This is a genomic window from Neobacillus camarae, from assembly GCF_054950115.1.
The window spans coordinates 590,642-611,426 of the sequence record NZ_JBUCKX010000004.1; the positions used below are offsets into that span (position 1 = coordinate 590,642).

Consider the following 20,785-nt stretch of genomic DNA (forward strand, 5'->3'; position numbering starts at 1 on the left):
AAAGCAATTGGTTGCTTTCCTTCTATGTTAGAGAGGAGTTTAACATATGACAAAATCAACTTTTCCTGAAGGATTCTTATGGGGCGGCGCGATTGCTGCCAATCAAGCAGAGGGAGCATACCTTGAAGGTGGCAAGGGTCTGACTACTGTAGACCTACTGCCAACAGGGAAAAAGCGTTGGGAGATTGCTCAAGGTAATCTTGATTCTTTCAATCCAGTTGAGGGAGAATTTTATCCTTCTCATGAAGCGATTGATTTTTACCATAGATATAAAGAAGATATTGCCCTGTTTGCTAAAATGGGCTTCAAAGCGCTTCGTCTATCCATTTCATGGGCGCGTATTTTCCCTAACGGCGACGATGAAACTCCGAACGAAGCCGGCCTGAAATTTTATGATGATTTATTTGATGAGTTGTTAAAATACGGGATCCAGCCGGTTGTGACAATTGCTCACTTTGATATTCCAGTTTCCCTTGTGGAACGGTACGGAAGCTGGCGGAACCGCAAGTTGGTTAAGTTTTTTGAAACGTATGCGACTACACTTTTTAAACGATATAAAGATAAAGTGAAATATTGGATGACCTTCAACGAAATCAACATGCTGCTTCACCTGCCGTTCGTAGGAGCCGGCCTTGTTTTCAAGGAAGGGGAAGACCAAAATCAAATCAAGTATCAAGCAGCGCACCATCAGCTTGTGGCAAGCGCCCTTGCGGTGAAGGCAGCTCACAAAATCATTCCGGATGCCAAGATTGGCTGTATGCTGGCAGCTGGACAAACCTATTCCTACACATGTAACCCAGATGATGTTTTTGAGGCAATGAACAAAGACCGGGAAAACTTTTTCTTCATTGATGTACAGTCTCGAGGAAAATATCCTGGTTACGCTCTAAGATTTTTCGAGGAAAATCATTTAGATATCCAAATGGAAGAAGGCGACTTAGAGCTTCTGGAAGAGGGCACGGTTGATTATATTGGGTTCAGTTATTATGCCAGCCGCACCGCCAGCACCGACCCTGAGGTGCTGAAAAATGTGACGGGAGGCAACGTGTTCGGATCCATTGAAAATCCTTACCTTGAAAAATCCGATTGGGGCTGGACGATTGACCCGAAAGGCTTGCGAATTACTGCCAATCAGCTGCATGACCGCTATCAAAAGCCTTTGTTTATTGTCGAAAATGGTCTCGGTGCGGTTGACGAAGTGACTTCTGAAGGAGAAATCAACGACGACTACCGCATTGATTACTTGAAAAAACACATCGCTGCCATGGGCGAAGCGATTAAAGATGGCGTTGAGATCCTTGGTTACACCAGTTGGGGACCGATTGACTTGGTGAGCGCCGGTACCGGTGAAATGAAGAAACGATACGGTTATATTTACGTGGACCGGGACAATGAGGGAAAAGGCACACTCAAAAGACTTGAGAAAAAGAGCTTTAAATGGTATAAAGAAGTTATCGCCTCAAATGGTGAGCAACTTTAAAATTTAATCTAATTTTTAAGGATTGTTACTGTCCGGCAGGCAAAACCTAAATAAGAATGCTATTGGTCTACCCAAGGCATGCTTATTTAGGTTTTTTAATTTGAAAGGAGAAATGCAACATGGCAGAAAAAACATTTAAAGTAATCGATCCAGCAGGAATTCATGCAAGACCGGCAACTGTCTTGGTACAGGCAGCAAGCAAATTTGATTCCGAAGTCAAATTGGAGTACAACGGAAAAGCGGTTAATTTAAAATCCATCATGGGCGTAATGTCTCTTGGAGTCCGTGAAGGAGCGGAGATCAAAGTGATTGCCAACGGCAGTGATGAGGATGCCGCAATTGCTTCTCTAGCGGAAGTATTAAGCACCAATGATTTAGCAAAATAAAGAGCGGAAAGAATGGAGGAGTAAACCATGGCATACAAGTTCCCTGAAGGTTTTTTATGGGGCGGTGCGACAGCAGCCAACCAAATGGAGGGTGGATTTCATGAAGGCGGCAAAGGTTTAAATATTGCCGATGTCCTGCCTGGTGGTAAACAGCGTCTAAGCATTCTGGCAGAGCCTGGATTTAATTTTGAAATTGATCCGGATAAATATTATCCAAACCACGAGGGTATTGATTTTTATCATCGTTATAAAGAGGATATTGCCTTGTTTGCTGAAATGGGCTTCAAGGCATTCCGGATGTCTATCGCGTGGACACGGATTTTCCCAAGAGGGGATGAGCTCGAGCCGAATGAAGATGGTTTGGCGTTCTATGACCGAGTATTTGACGAGCTTCATAAATACGGTATCGAACCGGTAGTGACGATTTCCCACTACGAAATGCCAGTAACCCTTGTTAAAGAGTATGGCGGCTGGAGAAACCGTGAAGTGGTGACCTTCTTTGAACGCTATGTCACGGCGATTTTCAACCGTTATAAAAACAAGGTAAAATACTGGATGACGTTTAACGAAATCAACAGCGGCTTAATGATGCCAATCATGGGCCTTGGTTTTGCGATTCAAAAGGAAGAAGACAAGTATCAGCCAACATTCCAGGCCTATCATCACCAATTTCTTGCAAGTGCCAAAGCGGTTAAACTTGGACATGAAATCATTCCTGGATCACAAATCGGCTGTATGATCATTTTCGCACCGACGTATTCCTTTGATTGCAACCCTGAAAATGTCATGTATGCCCTTGATCAAGAGCGCATATTCAACTTCTTCTGCGGTGATGTTCAGGTGCGCGGCGAATATCCAGCGTTCATTAAACGCTACTTTAAAGAGCACAATATCAACCTGGAAATTCAGCCTGGCGACCTTGAATTAATCAAGGAAGGGACAGTGGACTATATCGGTTTCAGCTACTATATGTCCCGTACCGAGAAAAAGAATAAGACAGCTGAAGAAATTGGCCAAGGTAATATGATTGGCGGCGTGAAGAACCCATTCTTGAAAGCCAGCGACTGGGGCTGGGAAATTGACCCTGAAGGACTGCGCATTTCTTTAAACAAGCTTTATGACCGTTATCGAGTACCTTTGTTTGTCGTAGAAAACGGCTTAGGCGCATATGATAAGGTTGAAGAAGACGGCTCTATCAACGACGATTACCGTATTGATTACCTTCGTGAACACGTTAAAGCGATGGGTGAAGCAATCGAGGATGGCGTTGACTTGATGGGGTACACCAGCTGGGGCTGTATTGACCTTGTCAGTGCATCATCTGGTGAATATTCCAAACGTTATGGTTTCATCTATGTCGACAAGCATGACGACGGCAGCGGAACAATGGAACGCAGTCGAAAGAAATCATTCTTCTGGTATAAAGATGTGATTGCAACTAATGGAGAAAACCTATAAAAAGTAAAAGCCGGGACTAGTTCCCGGCTTTTATTGTGTTATTTTGTCTAACTATTAAACAATATGGAAAAAAGTATAATATGTTACCGAAAACTGCTAAGTATGTGATATTCCCATTTGTTTCTTTGTCCGATATACTAGTTTAGTGATGTTAATTGAAGTATAATGATTGTTTATGAATTCCTTTTTTTTGAGGAGGTAAAAGAAATTGACTATAACGAAACCAGAAGAAATGGTTGTTGAGATAAAAAAATTAGATGAAAAAGGTTCAGGTCAAGTGAATGTATGGCTTGAAAATGAACAGGGCAACAAGCGTAAGTTAAGACTTACCATCCCGCAAACGCTGCCTGGGGAAAAAGTCCGAGTAACTGTGGACAAGCCGGATCGCAGAAGAAGAAAAGCAATGCCGGATGAAATCCTCGAGACGCATCCGGAAAGAATTGGACCAGCCTGCCCTCACTTCGAAACGTGCGGTGGTTGTGTATGGCAGCATTGGGATTACCAGGGACAATTAAATCAGAAGACGTTCCATGTGAAACAAGCAGTTGAATCACAAGGATTTGACCCAAATCTTGTGAAAGACACGATTGGCATGAATGATCCTTGGCATTACCGCAATAAAATGGAGTTTACATTCGCACCCGATGGTTCGCTGGGACTTCATGAGCAAGGCAACTTTAGAAAAATTATCTCCCTTGAATCCTGCTTAATTGCTGGGAAAGAAATGGTCGAAGCAGCCATGGAAGTGGCAGCATGGGCAAAAGAGCATCAACTGACCGGGTACAACAAAGACTTGCATGAAGGCCTGCTGCGCCATTTGATGGTCAGACAGTCATTTGCGACAGGGGAAATGATGCTGGCTTTATTTGCAACCGAGGCACCTGAAGTGCACCAGCAGGCTGCGGACGATTTAGTAAAACGAATTGTACAAAAGTTCCCTCAGGTGGAGAGCCTGTTATGGCTTGAAAACACGGACTGGGCTGACCGCACACAATCGGAAAATACAAATATTTTAGCCGGCCGAGACTTTATTTATGACGAAATGAGCGGCTACCGTTACCGTCTTTGGTTTGATACGTTTTTCCAAACCAACCCGACACAGGCTCAAAAGCTGGTGGATTTAGCGTTGGAAATGGGCCAGCCGAAGAATACGGAAAGTATGATTGACCTTTTCTGCGGTGTCGGTACTTTCTCGCTGCCATTTGCCAGCCGCGTGGGAAAAATGGCCGGCATTGAAATTGTCGAGAGTTCGATTGAATCGGCGAAACGAAACGCCAGTGATAATGGAATAATCAACACCTATTTCTTGGCTAGAGATGCGCGAAAAGGCATTGACGAAGTGTTGGAGAGCTTTGGAAATCCAGAATTATTAGTGCTGGATCCTCCACGCTCGGGTGCCGGAGGAAAAGTGATGAGAAGAATCGGCCGTTCCAAACCGGAACGAATTGTTTATATCTCTTGCAATCCGGATACATTTGCTACTGATATTAAAGAATTGGAAGCGTTCGGGTATGAGCTAAAGGTTGTACAGCCTGTTGATTTGTTCCCGCATACCGTGCATGTGGAAGCTGTTGCAAAGTTAACTTTGAAATAGATTCTAACTTTAGAATGGATGAGCTTTTAATAAAAATCTAAAGTATATTTTTATTAAAAATTTTGGATGGTTAATAAAAAGGGGTACCCAAGTGGAATTTTATCCAGTGGGTACCCCTTAATCTTTATTTAAAACACTTTCGTAGTCCAATCCTCACAATTCCAAATATCGGTCGCAATTTCACGATAGAAATCAGGTTCGTGGGATACCATCACAATACTTCCGCGATATGCCTTTAAGGCACGCTTCAATTCTTCTTTTGCGTCCACATCCAAGTGATTGGTAGGTTCGTCTAGAATTAATATATTTGTTTCTGTATTTAATATTTTACACAAGCGAACTTTGGCTTTTTCGCCACCAGAAAGGACCTCGACTTTACTTTCAATATGTTTCGTCGTTAATCCACATTTTGCAAGAGCAGCACGGACTTCAGCCTGATTCATACTTGGGAACTCGCTCCAAATCTCTTCAATACAAGTGTTGTAGTTAGACTGTTTCACTTCTTGTTCAAAGTAACCAATGTGTTGATACTCACCACGTTCCACTTTACCCTCCAGCGGATCAATCAACCCAAGAATACTTTTTAAAAGTGTAGACTTACCTATACCGTTTGCACCCACGAATGCAATTTTTTGTCCGCGTTCCATTTTCAAATTCAGAGGGCGGGAAAGTGGTTCATTGTAACCAATAACGAGATCTTCAGTCGTGAAAATATAACGACTAGCTGCACGTGCTTCTTTGAAAATAAACTCTGGTTTCGGCTTCTCTCTCCCCAATTCAATAACTTCCATTTTGTCGAGCTTCTTCTGGCGGGACATCGCCATATTACGAGTCGCAACACTTGCCTTGTTACGAGCAACAAAGTCTTTCAAATCCGCAATTTCTTGTTGTTGACGCTTATAAGCGGACTCTAGCTGCTGCTTCTTCATTTCATATATTTTTAAGAAGTTATCATAGTCACCAACGTAACGATTCAACTCTTGGTTTTCCATGTGATAGATTAAGTTCACAACATTGTTCAAGAATGGGATATCATGTGAAATCAAGATAAATGCATTCTCATATTCCTGCAAATAGCGCTTCAACCATTCGATATGCTGTTCATCCAAATAGTTGGTTGGCTCGTCTAGTAATAGGATTTCAGGCTTTTCCAATAAGAGCTTAGCTAGCAATACTTTCGTACGCTGTCCACCGCTAAGATCATCTACATCTCGATCGAGTCCAACATCGTCTAATCCTAGACCACGTGCAACTTCCTCAACTTTTGAATTAATTCGATAGAAATCATTACTATCTAAAGTTTCTTGTAGCTCTCCAACTTCTGCAAGTAATGCATCGATATCAGCGCCTTCATCACCCATTTTGGCATAAAGCTCATTGATCTCTGCTTCAGCATCAAAAAGATATTGAAAAGCAGTACTCAATGCGTCGCGCATCGTAGTGCCTTTTTGAAGTACAGCATGCTGATCTAAATAACCAACCCGAACTTTTCGGGACCACTCAACTTTCCCCTCGTCGGGTTGCAACTTTCCAGTCACAATATTCATGAAAGTAGACTTACCCTCACCATTTGCCCCAACAAGTCCAACGTGTTCTCCTTTTAAAAGTCTAAAAGACACGTCATTAAAAATCGCACGATCACCGAAACCGTGACTTAAATTTTGTACATTTAATACGCTCATTTTTTTAACCCCTTATCTAATGTTACATGTGGATATCTTACTAGATTTTGGATGCTTTTTCTATCTTGAAGTTATTTTTTGTGAAAATGTCATTCGATACTTGCGCTAAATTGAAGTCTGCCCCATCTAAATAAATTGAGATTATTGAATTATATCTTCTTGGGTGTATAACAATTGTGTAAAAGTCTATTATACAACCCAACCTGGGGGTAAGATATAAGTTATTCCCATATGGGGATAATTATATAAAGATGAAAGAATTGGTTAAGTTCAAAACTAAATATATAGGATATTTGTCATGAAGTTTAAATCAAATGATAATTTGAATAAATAGTATTTATGCGGAAAATTTCTAAATTTATAAAAAAACAAAAAACATTTAACTCTCTTTTTGCTAAAAGGTTTATAGTAATCTTATATACTTTTTATAGAAAGGGGCACAGTAGTGAAAATATTGATTATTGGAAATGAAGACCGATATAAAAAATACATGCCTGATCTGGATATAGTGAAACAGATTACAATGGTGTTCTGCCCGAGGGGGGCAAGTGATGAGGAACTGTTGCAAGCAGCCTCCGACGCAGACGCAATTGCGATAGATCCGATGGCGCAGCTTTCCGGAAACGTCATCCGACAAATGCCGAAACTGAAAATCATTCAGTCAGAAGGGGTAGGGTTTAACGGAATTGACTGTGAAACAGCGAAACAAAGAGGCATATATGTCTGCAATTGCAAAGGGGCCAATGCTGGTGCCGTAGCCGAGCAGACGGTTCTGTTAATGCTGGCCTTGCTTCGAAACATCCTTGTTGGTGACCGGACAGAACGGGAAGGCCATCAGATTCAAATAAAGGAAAGAATGATGGTCGAGGGGATTACCGAGTTGGCTGACTGTAAAATTGGCCTGATTGGTTTTGGGGACATTGCCAAGGCAACAGCCAAGCGACTGGATCCTTTTGAATGTGATACATACTATTACACAAAAACCAGAAAGCCAGCAGATATGGAAGAGGAATATCATGTGTCGTATATGGATTTGGATGAAATGGCCCGTACCTGCGATATCATCAGTATTCATTGTCCGGTCACTCCTGAAACGACGGGAATGATTAACCGTGAGTTTTTAAGCCATATGAAGCCAACTTCCTATATCGTGAATACTGCTCGTGGGGAAATCGTTGACAATGAAGCCCTTTATGATGCGATAGTAACTGGCACGATTAAAGGGGCAGGGTTGGATACGGTGGCTCCGGAACCAACCACCCGTGATAACCTTCTTTTGAATTTGCCAAGTGAATTTGAAGACCGAATAATATTTTCACCTCATATTGGCGGGATTACGACAAGTTATTTCTACCGCGCACACAAGAAAAACTGGAATAATATTGCAACTGCCTTAAATGGAAGGCGTCCAGATCATGTTGTCAACGGATTATAAAATCAGGGAGGAAAAATAAATGATAGCAGAAAAATACAAGAAGATGCTGCAAGGGAAATCAGTTATCAGGGAACTGGCAGAGTTTGCCGCTGAACGAGGAAAAGAAGTCGGCTACGAAAACGTATTTGATTACAGCCTTGGAAATCCTTCCGTTCCGGTTCCGGAAGAATTTACCCAGGTAATGATCCATTTATTGTCCAGTAAAAGCCCTGCAGAGCTTCACGGATATAGTCCTAGTTTGGGAATACCTTCGATCAGGAGAAAAATCGCTGATTCTTTGAATCGGCGGTTCGGGATGGAGTATACGGAAAATCATATTTTTATGACATCCGGTGCGGCCGGAGCGATTGCCCATGCTGTACGATGTGTGACGGAACCGGGAGACGAAATACTGACATTTGCTCCATTCTTTCCTGAATACCATCCTTACATTGATTTAACAGGGGCTGTCTTGAAAGTTGTACCACCCAATCCAGAAGATTTTCAAATAAATTTTGCACTGTTTGAAGAAATGTTGACAGAGAAGGTGGCTGCGGTGCTAATAAACTCGCCAAACAATCCATCTGGCGTTGTTTATTCCTCGGAGACCATTACTAAACTCGCCGAACTTCTCCGTGCAAAGCAAGAAGAATACGGACATGAAATTTTTATTATATCTGATGAACCTTATCGAGAGATTTTATTTTCTGGCGCAAAGCCTATTTATGTGTCTAATTATTACGACAACACACTATCCTGCTATTCTTATTCGAAATCTCTTTCGCTGCCGGGAGAGCGGATCGGCTATGTTGCCGTCAATCCTGCCTGCAAAGATTCCGGTTCGATTGTCAGCATGTGCGGGCAGATTTCCAGAGGCATCGGCCATAACTGTCCGCCATCCCTAATTCAACTGGCTGTAGCAGAAGTAGTCGATTTGACATCCGATATGTCTGTCTACGAAACGAATATGAATCTCCTTTATGAAAAATTAATCGAACTGGGATTCACCTGTGTCAAACCAGACGGGACGTTTTACATTTTTCCAAAGGCGCTCGAGGAAGATGCCAATGTATTCTGCAAGAAGGCCTTAAAATATGACCTGATTCTGGTCCCAGGCGACAGTTTCGGGTGTCCGGGCTATTTCCGGATGGCCTATTGTATTGATACCGAAAAAGTGGAACGCTCATTAGCCGCATTGGAGAAATTCGTGAAGACCGAGTACAGGAAATAAATCAGCCATTTCAAAAGCAGGAACCTGATTGGGGTTTCCTGCTTTTTTTTTTCGCCACTTACAGCTCCCAAAAAGATATTATTGCATGTTCTTAATGAAGAACATTAAAATATAATTAAGGTGGTAAACCATATTCATTGGATCCCATTTTTAAAATGAAAAGGAGTGGCCATTATTGAAAAGCCAAATCCAAAGCGATTCATTGGTAAAAGAGTCAGCCTCGGTACGATTTTCAAAAATCGCCAGCAGGTTCGGGGTTAGCTTTCTTGCTGCCATTGTTACGGGACTTATTTCAGGCCTCCTGCTGCGGTTAATCATGAAAATCATTGCCCTCGCATTCCCACAAATGGCATCAGGATTGACGTTCATGGGTACTTTTATGTTAGTAGTAGTGGGAATTGGCTTTACACTGGCGAACAGCATTATTTTTACCATGATTTATTCTTTCCTGCCGAAGAGATGGGGACGTAAGGGCCTGTTATACGGATGTATAAATTTAGTCATCCTCGGTATTCCCTTCTTTTTATCGAATCCAAACAACGAACTGTTTGGACCCCAAGCCCCGTTAGGAATTGGTTTATTTTCCGGTCTGTTCATTATCGGGGGATTTCTTCTATCCTTTTTCGTCCATCGAATGACGAACTGGTTCAGCCAAACAAGGGGCCGAATGATTCTGACCTACATTATTTTTGGTCTGCTGATTGTCCCGGCAATTGTTGTGTTCGGTGGCATTGTTTATGAGATTTTTACTGAACTCATACCAGCAATCCGAACCAATTTAATGTAGAATAAAAGATTGAAAGTTTATTTTTCAAGGAAGTGAAGTTTTTGAAAGAAATCGAGTCATCCATTATATATATACTACGGGGCATCGTTTTCATTGTTTATTTTCCTTTTTATTTGCTATGGCAAGCTATAAAATTCATTTGGTCTTATCTGATTGCTTTACCGCTTCAATGGTTATGGGACACGATTTTTTTGCCAATCCTTCGATTCATCGGGAAATCCATTTTGACTCCGATCTGGCACTATCTAATCTACCTTCCTTTTCGATGGATATGGCAGCAATTCTTATATTCGATTTGCTTCTTTATTTGGAGAAAGGTTCTCGTCCCGGTTTGCAAATTTGTTTGGTTTTATCTGCTTTTTCCATTTTTGTATTACATCCTTTATTATCCGTTTTATCTGATTTGGAAATATGTCCTGCGCTGGTTTTACCGGGAGGTCTTGGTTCCAGTTCTGCGCATTTGCGGTTTAACTGTGAAGCTTCTGCTTAAAGGGCTTAAATGGCTTTGGCTGCATTTTGTCTATTACCCTGTCCGCTGGCTCTGGAAGACTTGTATTTATCATCCGATACGGTGGGTTTATCGACATAGCGTGAAACCGGTCCTATTATGGTTTAAGAACTTGTTTTATTAGCGGAGTTAACAAAAAGGAACCTGTCCTAAAGACAGGTTCCTCTTTACTGTGGTATTCTGAAAAAATATTTTTCGTGAAATTAACGATTTCTCAATACGGTTATAAACCCATCAAGGATTTGATGGCTGACTTTAAAGCCTTTGTGCTGATAGAATTCTAAGGCCTGGTCGTTGCCGTTTGAGACAAATATAAAATGGTCCTTTATGTGGTCAAATGAATGCAGCCAATCCATCGATAACTGAAACAATTTACTGCCGATTCCCAAACTTCGGTATTCGTCTTTGATATAGAATTGGGACAGACAGCCAACTTCTTCCGTTGGGACAGAATCAAAGTCGAAAAAGGCGTCACAATTTAAGGTTGCAAAGCCCCCGGAGTAGGTGTGCTTTGGAGCAAGATTGCTATAGGCATAGCCCACCGGTTCGCTGCCGTCTTTGGCAACGATGATATAATTCGCTGTTGCACTCTTCAATGAAGGGATCATTCTCGTTTCAAAGTTCATATTATCGAAGAATTCCGGATGAATACATGCCTTGGACTTTTGGTAAGCCATTAAATCATTACATAAATCCTGAATGAAATGAATATTTTCTTCGGATAGTACCTCGTATGTAATACTCATCAAATCTTCCTTCCTTATGTATGCTGGTAACCCCTATTTTATATCATTCTATGGATTGCTGCACATAATGCAGGTATGAAGGAAATGTCGATCTGTTAAAATATTACAATTTATTTAGATAGGCGAAAAAACACTGTTTTTTCCAGATAATCATGCTATAATATTGCGTATTATTAATGAAGGTTTTTGACACTATCCAAAAAAGAAGTATAGCGATATGAAAACTTTGACACTGAGGACAAAGCAAAAGACTGTTTTTTTACTAAATAAATATTTGACTGGCGATTCTATAGATTACAAACAGATTATTGATATTATCATTCCACTGTTTGTCGATCAGGCTTTTTTGGTGATCATGAGCCTATTGAATACAGCGATGGTCAGCTCGGCCGGTGTGGCGGCTGTCAGCGCTGTGAGTATGGTAGATTCATTGAATATCTTTTTGGTCAACGTTTTTATTGCGGTCGCGACAGGGGGAACAGTCATTGTTGCCCAATTTAAGGGCAGTGGTAACATGAAAATGGTTTCGAAAACAGCCACCCAAGCCATATCAGCGGTTAGCCTCTTTTCCGTATTACTTGGCGCACTCGTAATCATATTTCATTCTTCCCTTTTAACCCTCTTGTTTGGGAGGGCGGATGCCGATGTCATGCAAAACGCCAAGATCTATTTAATTGGAAGCTGCATCTCCTATCCGCTCATCGCCATCTTTCAAGCAGTAACGGGCGCTCTAAGGGGTGTAGGAGAAACCAAGCCGTGCTTGAACCTTTCGTTATTGTTAAACCTGACTAACACGATCCTTAACGTATTGTTAATCATTGTGTTGGGTTTGGGTGTGGAAGGCCTGATTATCGCAACGATTGCTGCCAGATTGTTGGGGATGGCGGCGTCGCTGGTCTATGTGGTTAAATACAACGAAACGATTCATTTTAAAATAAAAAACGCAATCCATCTTGATTTTTCCATCTTAAAAAAAGTCATGTTTATCGGGCTCCCGTTTGCAGCGGAACAGATTTTCTTTAATGGGGGCAAGCTGCTGACTCAAACGTTTATTGTCCAGTTGGGGACTTTGGCCTTGACAGCCAATGCCATAGGCGGGTCAATCACATTATTGTTTCAAATCGGTCCTAATGCCATAGGTATTGCTTTGGTGACAGTGGTTGGCCAATGTATAGGAAGAAAAAACATTCAGGATGCAAGGAAATTTACTAAATCACTAATGGCACTTTCCTCCATCCTTTTCGCGGCCACTTCAGTGATTTTGATGCCGTTTTTCCACTTGTTAATGAAACTTTTTCATACACCGGCGGAAATTGTCCCAACCATCTTTACCCTGATTGTTGTATCGGCGATTGCCCAGCCCTTGTTATGGCCAGCAAGTTTTAATATGCCATCTGCATTAAGGGCGGCTGGAGATTCCAATTTCACATCGGTTGCCTCATTACTGTCGATGTGGCTGCTAAGGGTCATCCTTGGTTATTTATTGGGAATTACCTTCGGGTTTGGGATCATCGGCGTTTGGGTTGCCATGATTGTCGAGTGGGGCGTCCGGGGCACCATTTTTGTTATGAGGTTCAAAGGGAAAAAGTGGTATGCCCATAAGCTTGTATAATTAAAAAAAATAACTAGTAAAATTATCCAAAAAAGTGTAGTATTAGAATTGGATATAGGGAAAATTGCTCTAATCTATTGGCAAAAAAATTAGCTTGTATGAGGCCAAAGGTTTAATTTGAATAGGCAATGATTTTCTAGATATGAATGCTAGATTCTTAAGCCAAAATAAGACACAGAAATGGCTGTGCTTATTTTGGCTTTTTATTTTGACTTTGGGGAGGGATTGAATGCAGCAGGAGATTGAGGAAATAAAACGACTAAATTGTTTACTGGAAATCTATATTGATGTAAATGTGGACCGCTATTTCTCTGTTCTATCAAATCATGCAGACCCTTTCTTTATCGTAAATATGTCGGGGCAATTAGCTTATATGAACGATTGCTGTAAAACACTTTTGGGGGTGAATGAGGTTGAATTATTAGAGCTGACTTTGTGCAGCTTGTTCGGTGAAGAAATTTTAAATGATGATCAGTCTTTTTTTCGTAGGAAAAGCAGGGCGAAATTAGCCAATTTTGATTCGAAAACCCGCATAAAATCAGGGAAAATGATGGACGTAAATGTCACAGCTTTTCCAATCCTGTTTGATCGGGAAGTGGTTGGAAACTATGTGATAATCGATGATATTACGTTAATTAAACGGGAAAGAGAATTGCTGGCGGAAAAGCAGGCGTTGGCTGGTCAGCTTGCTGCCGGCATTGCCCATGAAATCAGAAACCCCATCACCGCCATCAAAGGATTTTTGCAGCTAATCATGAGTGAACATAAGGGAGAAACCATGTACTTTAAAGTGGCGGAATCGGAGATTAACAGAATTGAAGTGATTTTAAAAGAACTCATGGTTCTTGCGAAACCAACCAAAAAGAATTACGGTAAACTAAATATCCGCTTATTATTGGAACAAGTATTGGCCATTATGGAGTCTCAGGCCCTGTTAAATAATATTCAAGTAGAAAAACAGTACAGCTTCAGTGAGGAAATCATAATCGGGGACGAAAACCAGTTAAAGCAAGTGTTTATTAATTATACAAAAAACGCCATTGAGTCGATGCCGAATGGAGGAGTACTTCGAATTGAAGGGTCCTGTCAGGATGAAGGATGGGTCAGGGTCCGGATAATGGATCAAGGATGTGGCATTCCAGGTGACATCATCCACCAAATCAGCGAACCATTTTTTACGACCAAGGAACATGGTACCGGACTGGGCATGCCTGTAAGTTACCAGATCATTGAAGAGCATAACGGGAATATTCATATTGAAAGTAACGGAGAAGGAACCAGGATTGAAGTAAAACTACCGGTCATTTCGTAATATTTGTTTGCTTGCCATAGAACTATCGTGGTAAAATAATAATGGCTAATGTCTAGCAGTCATTGGCAGAAAGTAATATGAAACTTTTACAGAAAACAAAATAATACTCAGTATTGTTTGGTAAATGGAAGAAACTATAAAAATAGTCGTCTTAGCCGTGGCCTAACTTCTTTCCCAGAAGTTAGGCCATTTTTGTTTTTTGCCGAAAGGGGGGGTAACTATTAAGTCAACTCAGGAAAATTTGCTCTATCTGAGCAGCGTGTTCAGCAAACTGGTAAAGCGCAGGTTTGGCAAAGGACCAGAGACCTGTTATGTATCCTTTAAGGGAATGAGACTATATGTCTACATGCGGAGTTTTATAACACCTGCAGAAGAAGTGCTTCTGGAAAATAATGAGCTATACCTGGCGCAAAATTTCCGGTCCACTGTGATTAACGCAGTAATCAAGGAATTTTTTCCGGTAGTTTCAGAGGTTTTGGGAGTATCGTTTGATTCATTCCTGCATGATTGGAATTATGATACCAATACAGGAATGGTTCTACTGGAAAACGGTGCTTTTGACGAAGAGAAAAAAATCAATATGCCTTTTGAGAATGCTCTGTTTAATTTGGTAGAAAAGGTAGGCTCCCTTTACCATAAAAGTCCTTCTAACCAAAAGATTGTAAAATTCACCCAAAATATTTGTGCCATCGAAGCAAATGGGGTCCTCTCGCAGCTGGAAGAGTTAGTTTATAAAAAAGGGAACCTGGATTTGTTAATGTATCAATCAAAAGAGATTAAGCGGGGCTATTTGATGCACAAAACATTATTTGGGGATCTTTTTCCCCGCCAGATAGAAGACTTGTTTATTTTATGGGATTATGAGCATGATCGGAATTATCTTGTTTTTGTATTTAACCGAAATATCTAAAAGTACAAGAAAAAACATGTTGTAATAGGATTTCCTTATACAATGTGTTTTTTTTTGCATTATAGTAATAACTTTGTGGCTTTCGTCCATAATACAATAGATGGAATTTTCTAGTCAGCATCTTTTTTATTTGTTAAATAAGGAGTCTGAAGATGGTGTTGGACCATAACAAAGAAGAATACATAAGCAGCTACATTAGTAAGCTGATCAGAAAGAACTTTGGCAGGGGTCCTCAGACGTGTCAGACGTCTATCGGGAGGAGCCATCTTGTTGCCTGTATGCGCGGGTTTTTAACTCCGATGGAAAGTATCTTGCTGCAGCAAGGGATGAACAAGTATGTAGACCATGCCAGAAGGGAGATTTTTAATCACCTATTGGAAGAAATAAAAGGTGCTGTGCAAGTGACTTTTGGAGTAGAGGTAAAAGAATACTATCAGGATTGGAATTTCCCCAATAACTCCGGCATCATTATTTTGGTGTTAGAAGGGTCGACCGGGGAGAACTTTAAAGGGAATATCGATATTCAAAAGATTGAGTCGGAAATCGCCCGAATTAGCTTCATGGTTGAAAAGGTACCAGATAAAATCATTACCTATCCGATTTCACCAACGATTGTTTTAATAGAAAGAGTGGGTATACTTATTCAAATTGAAAAGGCATTATTTGAAAAAGGTTTTGATGCCGAACTCCTATTTACGAAGGATGAGCTGGAAAAGAAATATTTTCATCGGGATGGCCGGTTCGAGGATATTTTTGATAAATCTGTATTGGATATTTTTATCGATTGGAACCTTAAGGATGATAAATCCTTAATGGCAATAATATTAAGGTCCTAAGTATACTCAAAGTTTCTTGCCGGCCGGGTCTCTTCCCATGACCGGCTTTTTTGTGGAAAGATCTCCAACTATTTTCGTGCATTTTAAAATGAACAAGTCTAATTTGGTAAAACATGAGTATTATTTTAGTAAGAAAAGGAGGGATAGGATGAAATCAGTTGGAATTTTAGGCGTCGGTCAAGCCGGCGGGAATATAGCAGAAATCGCTTCTACGATGGGGTATCAGGCGGCGCTGATTAATACAAACCAGCGCGACGGGGCCGTTAATACCAGGGTGGAAAAGAAGTATTTTGTTCCAGGGTTCAGTGGTGCCGGACAGGACCGATCCATCGGCCTAAAAGCCGTTAATGAAAACTACCGTGAAATGGTTGACTTTGTTCAAAAGTCATTCAAAAATATCCGTCTGCTGTTGGTGGCCTTCTCGACAGATGGCGGAACAGGGTCCGGAATGAGCCCGTTATTGATTGATCTTCTATTGGACCAGCTGCCAGGTGTCCAAATTGGCGCAATCGCTATTGTACCTGAACGGAACGTACTGGCAGGCAACCGGATTAACGCTGCTGAATGCCTGGAGGAAATCTCAAAAATTGATTCACTTTCTTCTGTCTTCCTTGTGGACAATGACCAGCTGCGCCGCGCCAACCCGCAATCCAGTAAACATCAAATCTATCTATCTTCTAATCGACAGGTAATGGAAGCTATTAATCACGTGATCCAAATCACGAAAAAGAGTTCGTTTTATGGGAACTTTGATGAAACGGATTTAATGAATATCCTCAGTACACGAGGGGTAACTGTCATCTCCTCTGCCGCCATTACGGATGCAAAAACCACGGCCGATGTTACCGGTAAAATCCAGCAATCCTGGTTAAACTCCATCTTCTGTCCAGTTGAATCCACCGGGGTTATCCGCGCCGGGTTAATCTATGAAGGGCCTGAAGCAATGGCGAAACTGATTAATGCACCATCGATATTTGAGCCGGTCGGGGAACCGCTGGAATTATTCGAGGGAACCTATATTACTGAATCGGACCCTACGGTCACCACGGTATTAGCTGGTCTGTCCTTTCCTGCTCGCCGGCTGAAAGCCCTGGTGGAATCGATTGAAAAGAATCGGGACCGGCTGCAAAGCTTGGTAAGCAAAGAACATTCCCAAAAATATGAATCGAAAATCCAATGGGCCTCCAATCTGAAGGTGAAACAACAAAGAAAAGCAGAATCTGTCACATCCAAATTATCTAAATATCAAAAGTAAGTGAAAACGAAGGCTGACCCATTCGAGTCAGCCTGTTTATGGTTTATGCTTATTTTCGTTTTTTTCCAACTGCACCCATGAACACGACAAATTCATCTTCGCCGTCCAATTGTAAAATCCCATCGACCATGTTTTGGTCGTAAATGCCAATCGCGCAGGCTCCGGCATCGATGGATTCACTGGCTAAATAAAGACTCTGGCTGACATGCCCAATATCGATAAGAATTTTTTTATGGGCAGAAATATCATATTTCCACTCAGAGCGATAAGGGGTCGTGCTCCATGCAAATCCAACAGCAGCTTTTTTGGCGAAATTAGGGACAAACGGCTGTTCGAGCGTAATCTCATCGAGTTTATTGTCAATTTCATCGAGTTCAAACATAAATAAAAGTTTGTGCTCGACTGGCAAATACCGATAGATTCCCTGTGGTATGCCGTCGACCCGCATAATGAAAAGATACGTTTCAAATGTATGGGTGGCGCCGCTGCAGGGGACCGTTCTCAATGTCAGCCCGGATTTGGTCGTGCCCGTTATTCCTTGGGTGGCCCACAATAAATAAGATAATTCTTCTATGCTTATGGACTGATCACAATAAAATCTGGTGCTTCTCCTGTCCTTTATGCAATCATATATATTTTGTTTTTTTACAACATCTTCTGTTACCTCCGGGAGATCAATGACAGATGCGGAAGGGTCATAAGTTTTTATGCTCGGCGGTTTGGGAAAACCGTTCATTTTGTCCGTTCTGATTTTTTTAAATTCAACAAAGTTAGACTTTAAAAAATTTCTCTGCTGTTCAAATCGTGCCATGTTCATTTCCTCCATTCTGTTGTACCTACACATAGTAATCCTTTCTCGGGCGTCAGTCTGTGAGATGTATCATAACCCCTGGAGGTATTTGCTGGAAAACAAAAAAGAAGCTGAATAGTTCAGCTTCTTCCTTGTTAGACCTGGATTATTATCTCTCCGATACTTTATTTAAAAATTGTAAAGTTCGTGGATTTTGCGTTTTTTGGAAGACTTCTTCAGGTGTGCCTTTTTCAACTACCACACCTTGGTCCATGAAAATGACTTGGTCTGCCACATCTTGTGCAAATTGCATTTCATGTGTCACAATGACCATCGTCATATTTTCCTTAGCTAAATCCTTCATGACCTTTAATACTTCTCCGACTAGTTCAGGGTCCAAAGCAGAAGTTGGTTCGTCAAACAGCAAGACTTGCGGGTCCATCGCCATCGCCCTTGCGATACCGACACGCTGCTGCTGGCCGCCGGATAATTGATGGGGATACATATCCGCCCGGTCCTTCAGACCGACCTTTTCCAAAAGTTTTCTTGCCTTAGCTTCCGCCTCGGCTTTTGACCTTTTTAGAACAACGACTTGTCCTTCCATGACATTTTCTAAGGCGGTCAAATGGGGGAATAAATTGTATCCTTGAAACACCATCCCGGTATTCTTTCGAAATTCAACCACATTATTCGATTTCAGTTTCATGCCTGATTGAAACTGAATGGAGTGGTTCCCTAATTCGATTGTGCCTTGATCAGGAGTTTCCAGCAGGTTCAAACAGCGCAGCAAGGTGGTTTTTCCTGAGCCGGACGGCCCTATGATGACGGCGGTTGTCCCTTTTGGGATGGAAAGGTCAATCCCTTTTAAAACTTCGAGGCCGTCGAACGCTTTATGCAAATTATTGATTGTAATCATGATTTCACCTCCATTATTTAGCAACACTTCTCTCAAACCGGACTTCCAACTTGTTTTGGAGATAAGAGAGAATCGTACTGAATATCAGGTAAATGAAGGCGACTTCGATGTAAATCCAAAGCGGCTCATAGGTATACGCGGCAATCTGCTGACCTTTTTGGAATAATTCCGTCACCGTAATCGTGGCGGCGAGAGACGTATCTTTGACTAAACTAATAAACGAGTTGCCAAGCGGCGGCAGGGAAACGCGGACCGCTTGCGGGATAATAATCCGTCTCATCGCTTGCGATTGAGTCATCCCAATCGAGTAAGCTGCTTCCCATTGTCCTTTCGGGATGGAAAGGATCGCTGCGCGGATAATTTCCGAGCTATAGGCTCCCACGTTGATGGTAAAGGCAATGATGGCGGCCGGAAACGGGTTCAGGGTAATGCCCAAACTTGGCAGTCCATAAAACAAAATAAAAATTTGCACCAGCAAAGGGGTGCCGCGGAAAATCCAAACGAAGAATCTAGCCGCTCCATTAAGTACTTTGATATTGGTTATACGGGCTAAGGCAATAAAGAAGGCCAGGATAAGTCCTAATACGAAAGTGATTAATGTTAATGGTATGGTAAACTGAATCCCGGCTTTCAAAATAGGAAAAAAGGAATCACTAAGGATTCCTACAATACGGTCAAATCGTTCTTGATCGGCAAACATTTGGCTCCAGTCCTTTACTTAGATACGTCCTCGTTAAAATATTTGTTTGAAATTTTTAGGTACGTACCGTCTTTTTTCATATCTGCAAGAGCACCATTCACTGCTTTGGCAAGTTCATCTTCACCTTTTCTGAAAAGGAACGCATTGTTTGTACTCTCAATTTTGTCATAAGCGACTTTAATCGGCAGTTCCGGGCGCTGCTTTTTCAAATCAAGGTAAGAAAGACTGTCGTTAAGGGTTGCATCGATACGGCCTGAAGTAATTAGGTCAATGGCTTGATTAAATCCGTCAACCACGGTATTGGTTGCTCCATGTTCTTCGGCAATTTTACGGTAGTTACTGTCTAGAGATTGTCCTACTTTTTTGCCTTTTAAGTCATCCAGGGTTTTGATATCGTTATTGTTTTCACTGACAATCAAAACGGCTTTTGAAACAATATACGGATCGGACATGTCGTATTTCTCTAAGCGTTCCGGGCGGACTGCCACTTCATTTGCCACCATGTCATAACGCTTGGAATCAAGGCCGGCAATCATGCCATCCCATTTCGTCTCCACAAAGACTGGTTTAATGCCTAATCGCTTAAACACCTCTTTGGCAATTTCTACATCGAAACCGGTCAGTTTGCCAGAATCATCATGGAACGTAAACGGGGCATAGGTTCCCTCCGTTCCTATGGTAATTTCACCTTTGTCTTTGATTTGGTCGTAATGGCTTTGTTTCTCGCTAGTACTCCCCTTTTTGCTATCTTTATTGCCGCAGGCACTCAAAGTGAGGGCGAAAAGGAGTGCTGTTAAAATTAGTGCGATTTTCCTCATGACGGTCTTTCAACTCCTAGTTATTATATTGGGATAATAATTTCAACCTTAAATAAGATATTACAGGCCATGTTCGTTGTCAAATATACGGTTTGTAACTAATTTTAATCTCTCACCTGATTATTAGTTTTATACTAGAAAAATCCAAAGCTGAATTTAGCTGAATTGTTGACTTCAAGCTTGTTCATTAAGCAAGCTGTAACCCTGTTGATTGGAGCGGATAAGCTCGACTCCTGCGGGTGTACGGGGCCGGAGGCTGACCGGCACGCCCGCGGGTTCGCTGAGCTTCTTTCGCTGCAATCAACAGACACATTTAAGAGCCAAGAAATGTAGAATGAATTCCAGAATCG

General features: G+C 41.6%; 18 protein-coding genes. 12 read left to right on the top strand and 6 right to left on the bottom strand.

From position 1 onward, the window contains the following. Positions 1-46: 46 nt before the first annotated feature. The 4 genes from ACY8D0_RS24235 (at position 47) to rlmD (ending at position 4,918) form a co-directional block, all read left to right on the top strand. Positions 47-1,480, top strand: a complete 1,434-nt coding sequence (locus ACY8D0_RS24235; RefSeq protein ID WP_462413008.1) for a 6-phospho-beta-glucosidase — start codon at positions 47-49, stop codon at positions 1,478-1,480. A 119-nt stretch (positions 1,481-1,599) separates the two neighbouring features. Then, positions 1,600-1,866: a phosphocarrier protein HPr gene (locus ACY8D0_RS24240; RefSeq protein WP_462413009.1), complete on the top strand. Its 267-nt coding sequence runs from the start codon at positions 1,600-1,602 to the stop codon at positions 1,864-1,866. Positions 1,867-1,893: 27 nt separating this feature from the next. Next, positions 1,894-3,324 carry a glycoside hydrolase family 1 protein gene (locus ACY8D0_RS24245; RefSeq protein WP_462413010.1) on the top strand — a complete coding sequence of 477 codons (1,431 nt, stop codon included), beginning with the start codon at positions 1,894-1,896 and terminating at the stop codon, positions 3,322-3,324. A 232-nt stretch (positions 3,325-3,556) separates the two neighbouring features. Next, positions 3,557-4,918: a 23S rRNA (uracil(1939)-C(5))-methyltransferase RlmD gene (gene rlmD, locus ACY8D0_RS24250; RefSeq protein ID WP_462413168.1), complete on the top strand. Its 1,362-nt coding sequence runs from the start codon at positions 3,557-3,559 to the stop codon at positions 4,916-4,918. A 128-nt stretch (positions 4,919-5,046) separates the two neighbouring features. On the opposite strand, the gene ACY8D0_RS24255 is transcribed toward rlmD, so the two are convergent. Continuing rightward, positions 5,047-6,600 carry an ABC-F family ATP-binding cassette domain-containing protein gene (locus ACY8D0_RS24255; RefSeq protein WP_462413011.1) on the bottom strand — a complete coding sequence of 518 codons (1,554 nt, stop codon included), beginning with the start codon at positions 6,598-6,600 and terminating at the stop codon, positions 5,047-5,049. A gap of 445 nt (positions 6,601-7,045) precedes the next feature. On the opposite strand from ACY8D0_RS24255, the gene ACY8D0_RS24260 reads away from it, so the two are divergent. The 3 genes from ACY8D0_RS24260 (at position 7,046) to ACY8D0_RS24270 (ending at position 10,032) form a co-directional block, all read left to right on the top strand. Next, positions 7,046-8,035: an NAD(P)-dependent oxidoreductase gene (locus ACY8D0_RS24260; protein ID WP_462413012.1), complete on the top strand. Its 990-nt coding sequence runs from the start codon at positions 7,046-7,048 to the stop codon at positions 8,033-8,035. Between the two features lie 19 nt (positions 8,036-8,054). Then, the gene (locus ACY8D0_RS24265; protein ID WP_462413013.1) at positions 8,055-9,245 is read left to right on the top strand and encodes a pyridoxal phosphate-dependent aminotransferase; all 1,191 of its coding nucleotides are present in this window, start codon (positions 8,055-8,057) and stop codon (positions 9,243-9,245) included. A gap of 175 nt (positions 9,246-9,420) precedes the next feature. Further along, positions 9,421-10,032 (top strand): hypothetical protein, encoded by a 612-nt coding sequence (locus ACY8D0_RS24270; RefSeq protein ID WP_462413014.1) that lies wholly within the window; start codon positions 9,421-9,423, stop codon positions 10,030-10,032. Between the two features lie 711 nt (positions 10,033-10,743). Here ACY8D0_RS24270 and ACY8D0_RS24275 read toward each other — a convergent pair. Continuing rightward, entirely contained in the window at positions 10,744-11,286 is a 543-nt protein-coding gene (locus tag ACY8D0_RS24275) for a GNAT family N-acetyltransferase (protein ID WP_462413015.1), read from the bottom strand. A 217-nt stretch (positions 11,287-11,503) separates the two neighbouring features. Between ACY8D0_RS24275 and ACY8D0_RS24280 the strand changes: the two genes are divergently transcribed. The 5 genes from ACY8D0_RS24280 (at position 11,504) to ACY8D0_RS24300 (ending at position 17,211) form a co-directional block, all read left to right on the top strand. Beyond that, positions 11,504-12,898 (top strand): MATE family efflux transporter, encoded by a 1,395-nt coding sequence (locus ACY8D0_RS24280; RefSeq protein WP_462413016.1) that lies wholly within the window; start codon positions 11,504-11,506, stop codon positions 12,896-12,898. Between the two features lie 229 nt (positions 12,899-13,127). Beyond that, positions 13,128-14,210: an ATP-binding protein gene (locus tag ACY8D0_RS24285; RefSeq protein ID WP_462413017.1), complete on the top strand. Its 1,083-nt coding sequence runs from the start codon at positions 13,128-13,130 to the stop codon at positions 14,208-14,210. A gap of 259 nt (positions 14,211-14,469) precedes the next feature. After that, positions 14,470-15,120 (top strand): Na-translocating system protein MpsC family protein, encoded by a 651-nt coding sequence (locus ACY8D0_RS24290; RefSeq protein WP_462413018.1) that lies wholly within the window; start codon positions 14,470-14,472, stop codon positions 15,118-15,120. A gap of 152 nt (positions 15,121-15,272) precedes the next feature. Next, positions 15,273-15,956 (top strand): Na-translocating system protein MpsC family protein, encoded by a 684-nt coding sequence (locus ACY8D0_RS24295; protein WP_462413019.1) that lies wholly within the window; start codon positions 15,273-15,275, stop codon positions 15,954-15,956. 148 nt (positions 15,957-16,104) lie between these two features. Further along, on the top strand, positions 16,105-17,211 hold the full coding sequence (locus ACY8D0_RS24300) for an FtsZ/tubulin family protein (protein WP_462413020.1): 1,107 nt from the start codon (positions 16,105-16,107) through the stop codon (positions 17,209-17,211). A 49-nt stretch (positions 17,212-17,260) separates the two neighbouring features. On the opposite strand, the gene ACY8D0_RS24305 is transcribed toward ACY8D0_RS24300, so the two are convergent. From ACY8D0_RS24305 to ACY8D0_RS24320, 4 genes are all read right to left on the bottom strand, one after another. After that, positions 17,261-18,022, bottom strand: a complete 762-nt coding sequence (locus tag ACY8D0_RS24305; RefSeq protein WP_462413021.1) for a SagB/ThcOx family dehydrogenase — start codon at positions 18,020-18,022, stop codon at positions 17,261-17,263. Positions 18,023-18,170: 148 nt separating this feature from the next. Then, entirely contained in the window at positions 18,171-18,917 is a 747-nt protein-coding gene (locus tag ACY8D0_RS24310; RefSeq protein WP_462413022.1) for an amino acid ABC transporter ATP-binding protein, read from the bottom strand. A gap of 13 nt (positions 18,918-18,930) precedes the next feature. Next, complete coding sequence (locus ACY8D0_RS24315) at positions 18,931-19,617, bottom strand: amino acid ABC transporter permease (protein WP_462413023.1); 687 nt, start codon at positions 19,615-19,617, stop codon at positions 18,931-18,933. A 14-nt stretch (positions 19,618-19,631) separates the two neighbouring features. Next, entirely contained in the window at positions 19,632-20,435 is an 804-nt protein-coding gene (locus ACY8D0_RS24320; protein ID WP_462413024.1) for an amino acid ABC transporter substrate-binding protein, read from the bottom strand. Between the last annotated feature and the right edge of the window lie 350 nt (positions 20,436-20,785).

Bases quoted from the DNA above. Each gene is read 5' to 3' on its own strand.
- ACY8D0_RS24235 (WP_462413008.1), top strand. From the start codon at position 47: ATGACAAAATCAACTTTTCCTGAAGGATTCTTATGGGGCGGCGCGATT.
- ACY8D0_RS24240 (WP_462413009.1), top strand. From the start codon at position 1,600: ATGGCAGAAAAAACATTTAAAGTAATCGATCCAGCAGGAATTCATGCA.
- ACY8D0_RS24245 (WP_462413010.1), top strand. From the start codon at position 1,894: ATGGCATACAAGTTCCCTGAAGGTTTTTTATGGGGCGGTGCGACAGCA.
- rlmD (WP_462413168.1), top strand. From the start codon at position 3,557: ATGGTTGTTGAGATAAAAAAATTAGATGAAAAAGGTTCAGGTCAAGTG.
- ACY8D0_RS24255 (WP_462413011.1), bottom strand. From the start codon at position 6,600: ATGAGCGTATTAAATGTACAAAATTTAAGTCACGGTTTCGGTGATCGT.
- ACY8D0_RS24265 (WP_462413013.1), top strand. From the start codon at position 8,055: ATGATAGCAGAAAAATACAAGAAGATGCTGCAAGGGAAATCAGTTATC.
- ACY8D0_RS24275 (WP_462413015.1), bottom strand. From the start codon at position 11,286: ATGAGTATTACATACGAGGTACTATCCGAAGAAAATATTCATTTCATT.
- ACY8D0_RS24280 (WP_462413016.1), top strand. From the start codon at position 11,504: ATGAAAACTTTGACACTGAGGACAAAGCAAAAGACTGTTTTTTTACTA.
- ACY8D0_RS24285 (WP_462413017.1), top strand. From the start codon at position 13,128: ATGCAGCAGGAGATTGAGGAAATAAAACGACTAAATTGTTTACTGGAA.
- ACY8D0_RS24295 (WP_462413019.1), top strand. From the start codon at position 15,273: ATGGTGTTGGACCATAACAAAGAAGAATACATAAGCAGCTACATTAGT.
- ACY8D0_RS24300 (WP_462413020.1), top strand. From the start codon at position 16,105: ATGAAATCAGTTGGAATTTTAGGCGTCGGTCAAGCCGGCGGGAATATA.
- ACY8D0_RS24305 (WP_462413021.1), bottom strand. From the start codon at position 18,022: ATGGCACGATTTGAACAGCAGAGAAATTTTTTAAAGTCTAACTTTGTT.
- ACY8D0_RS24310 (WP_462413022.1), bottom strand. From the start codon at position 18,917: ATGATTACAATCAATAATTTGCATAAAGCGTTCGACGGCCTCGAAGTT.
- ACY8D0_RS24315 (WP_462413023.1), bottom strand. From the start codon at position 19,617: ATGTTTGCCGATCAAGAACGATTTGACCGTATTGTAGGAATCCTTAGT.
- ACY8D0_RS24320 (WP_462413024.1), bottom strand. From the start codon at position 20,435: ATGAGGAAAATCGCACTAATTTTAACAGCACTCCTTTTCGCCCTCACT.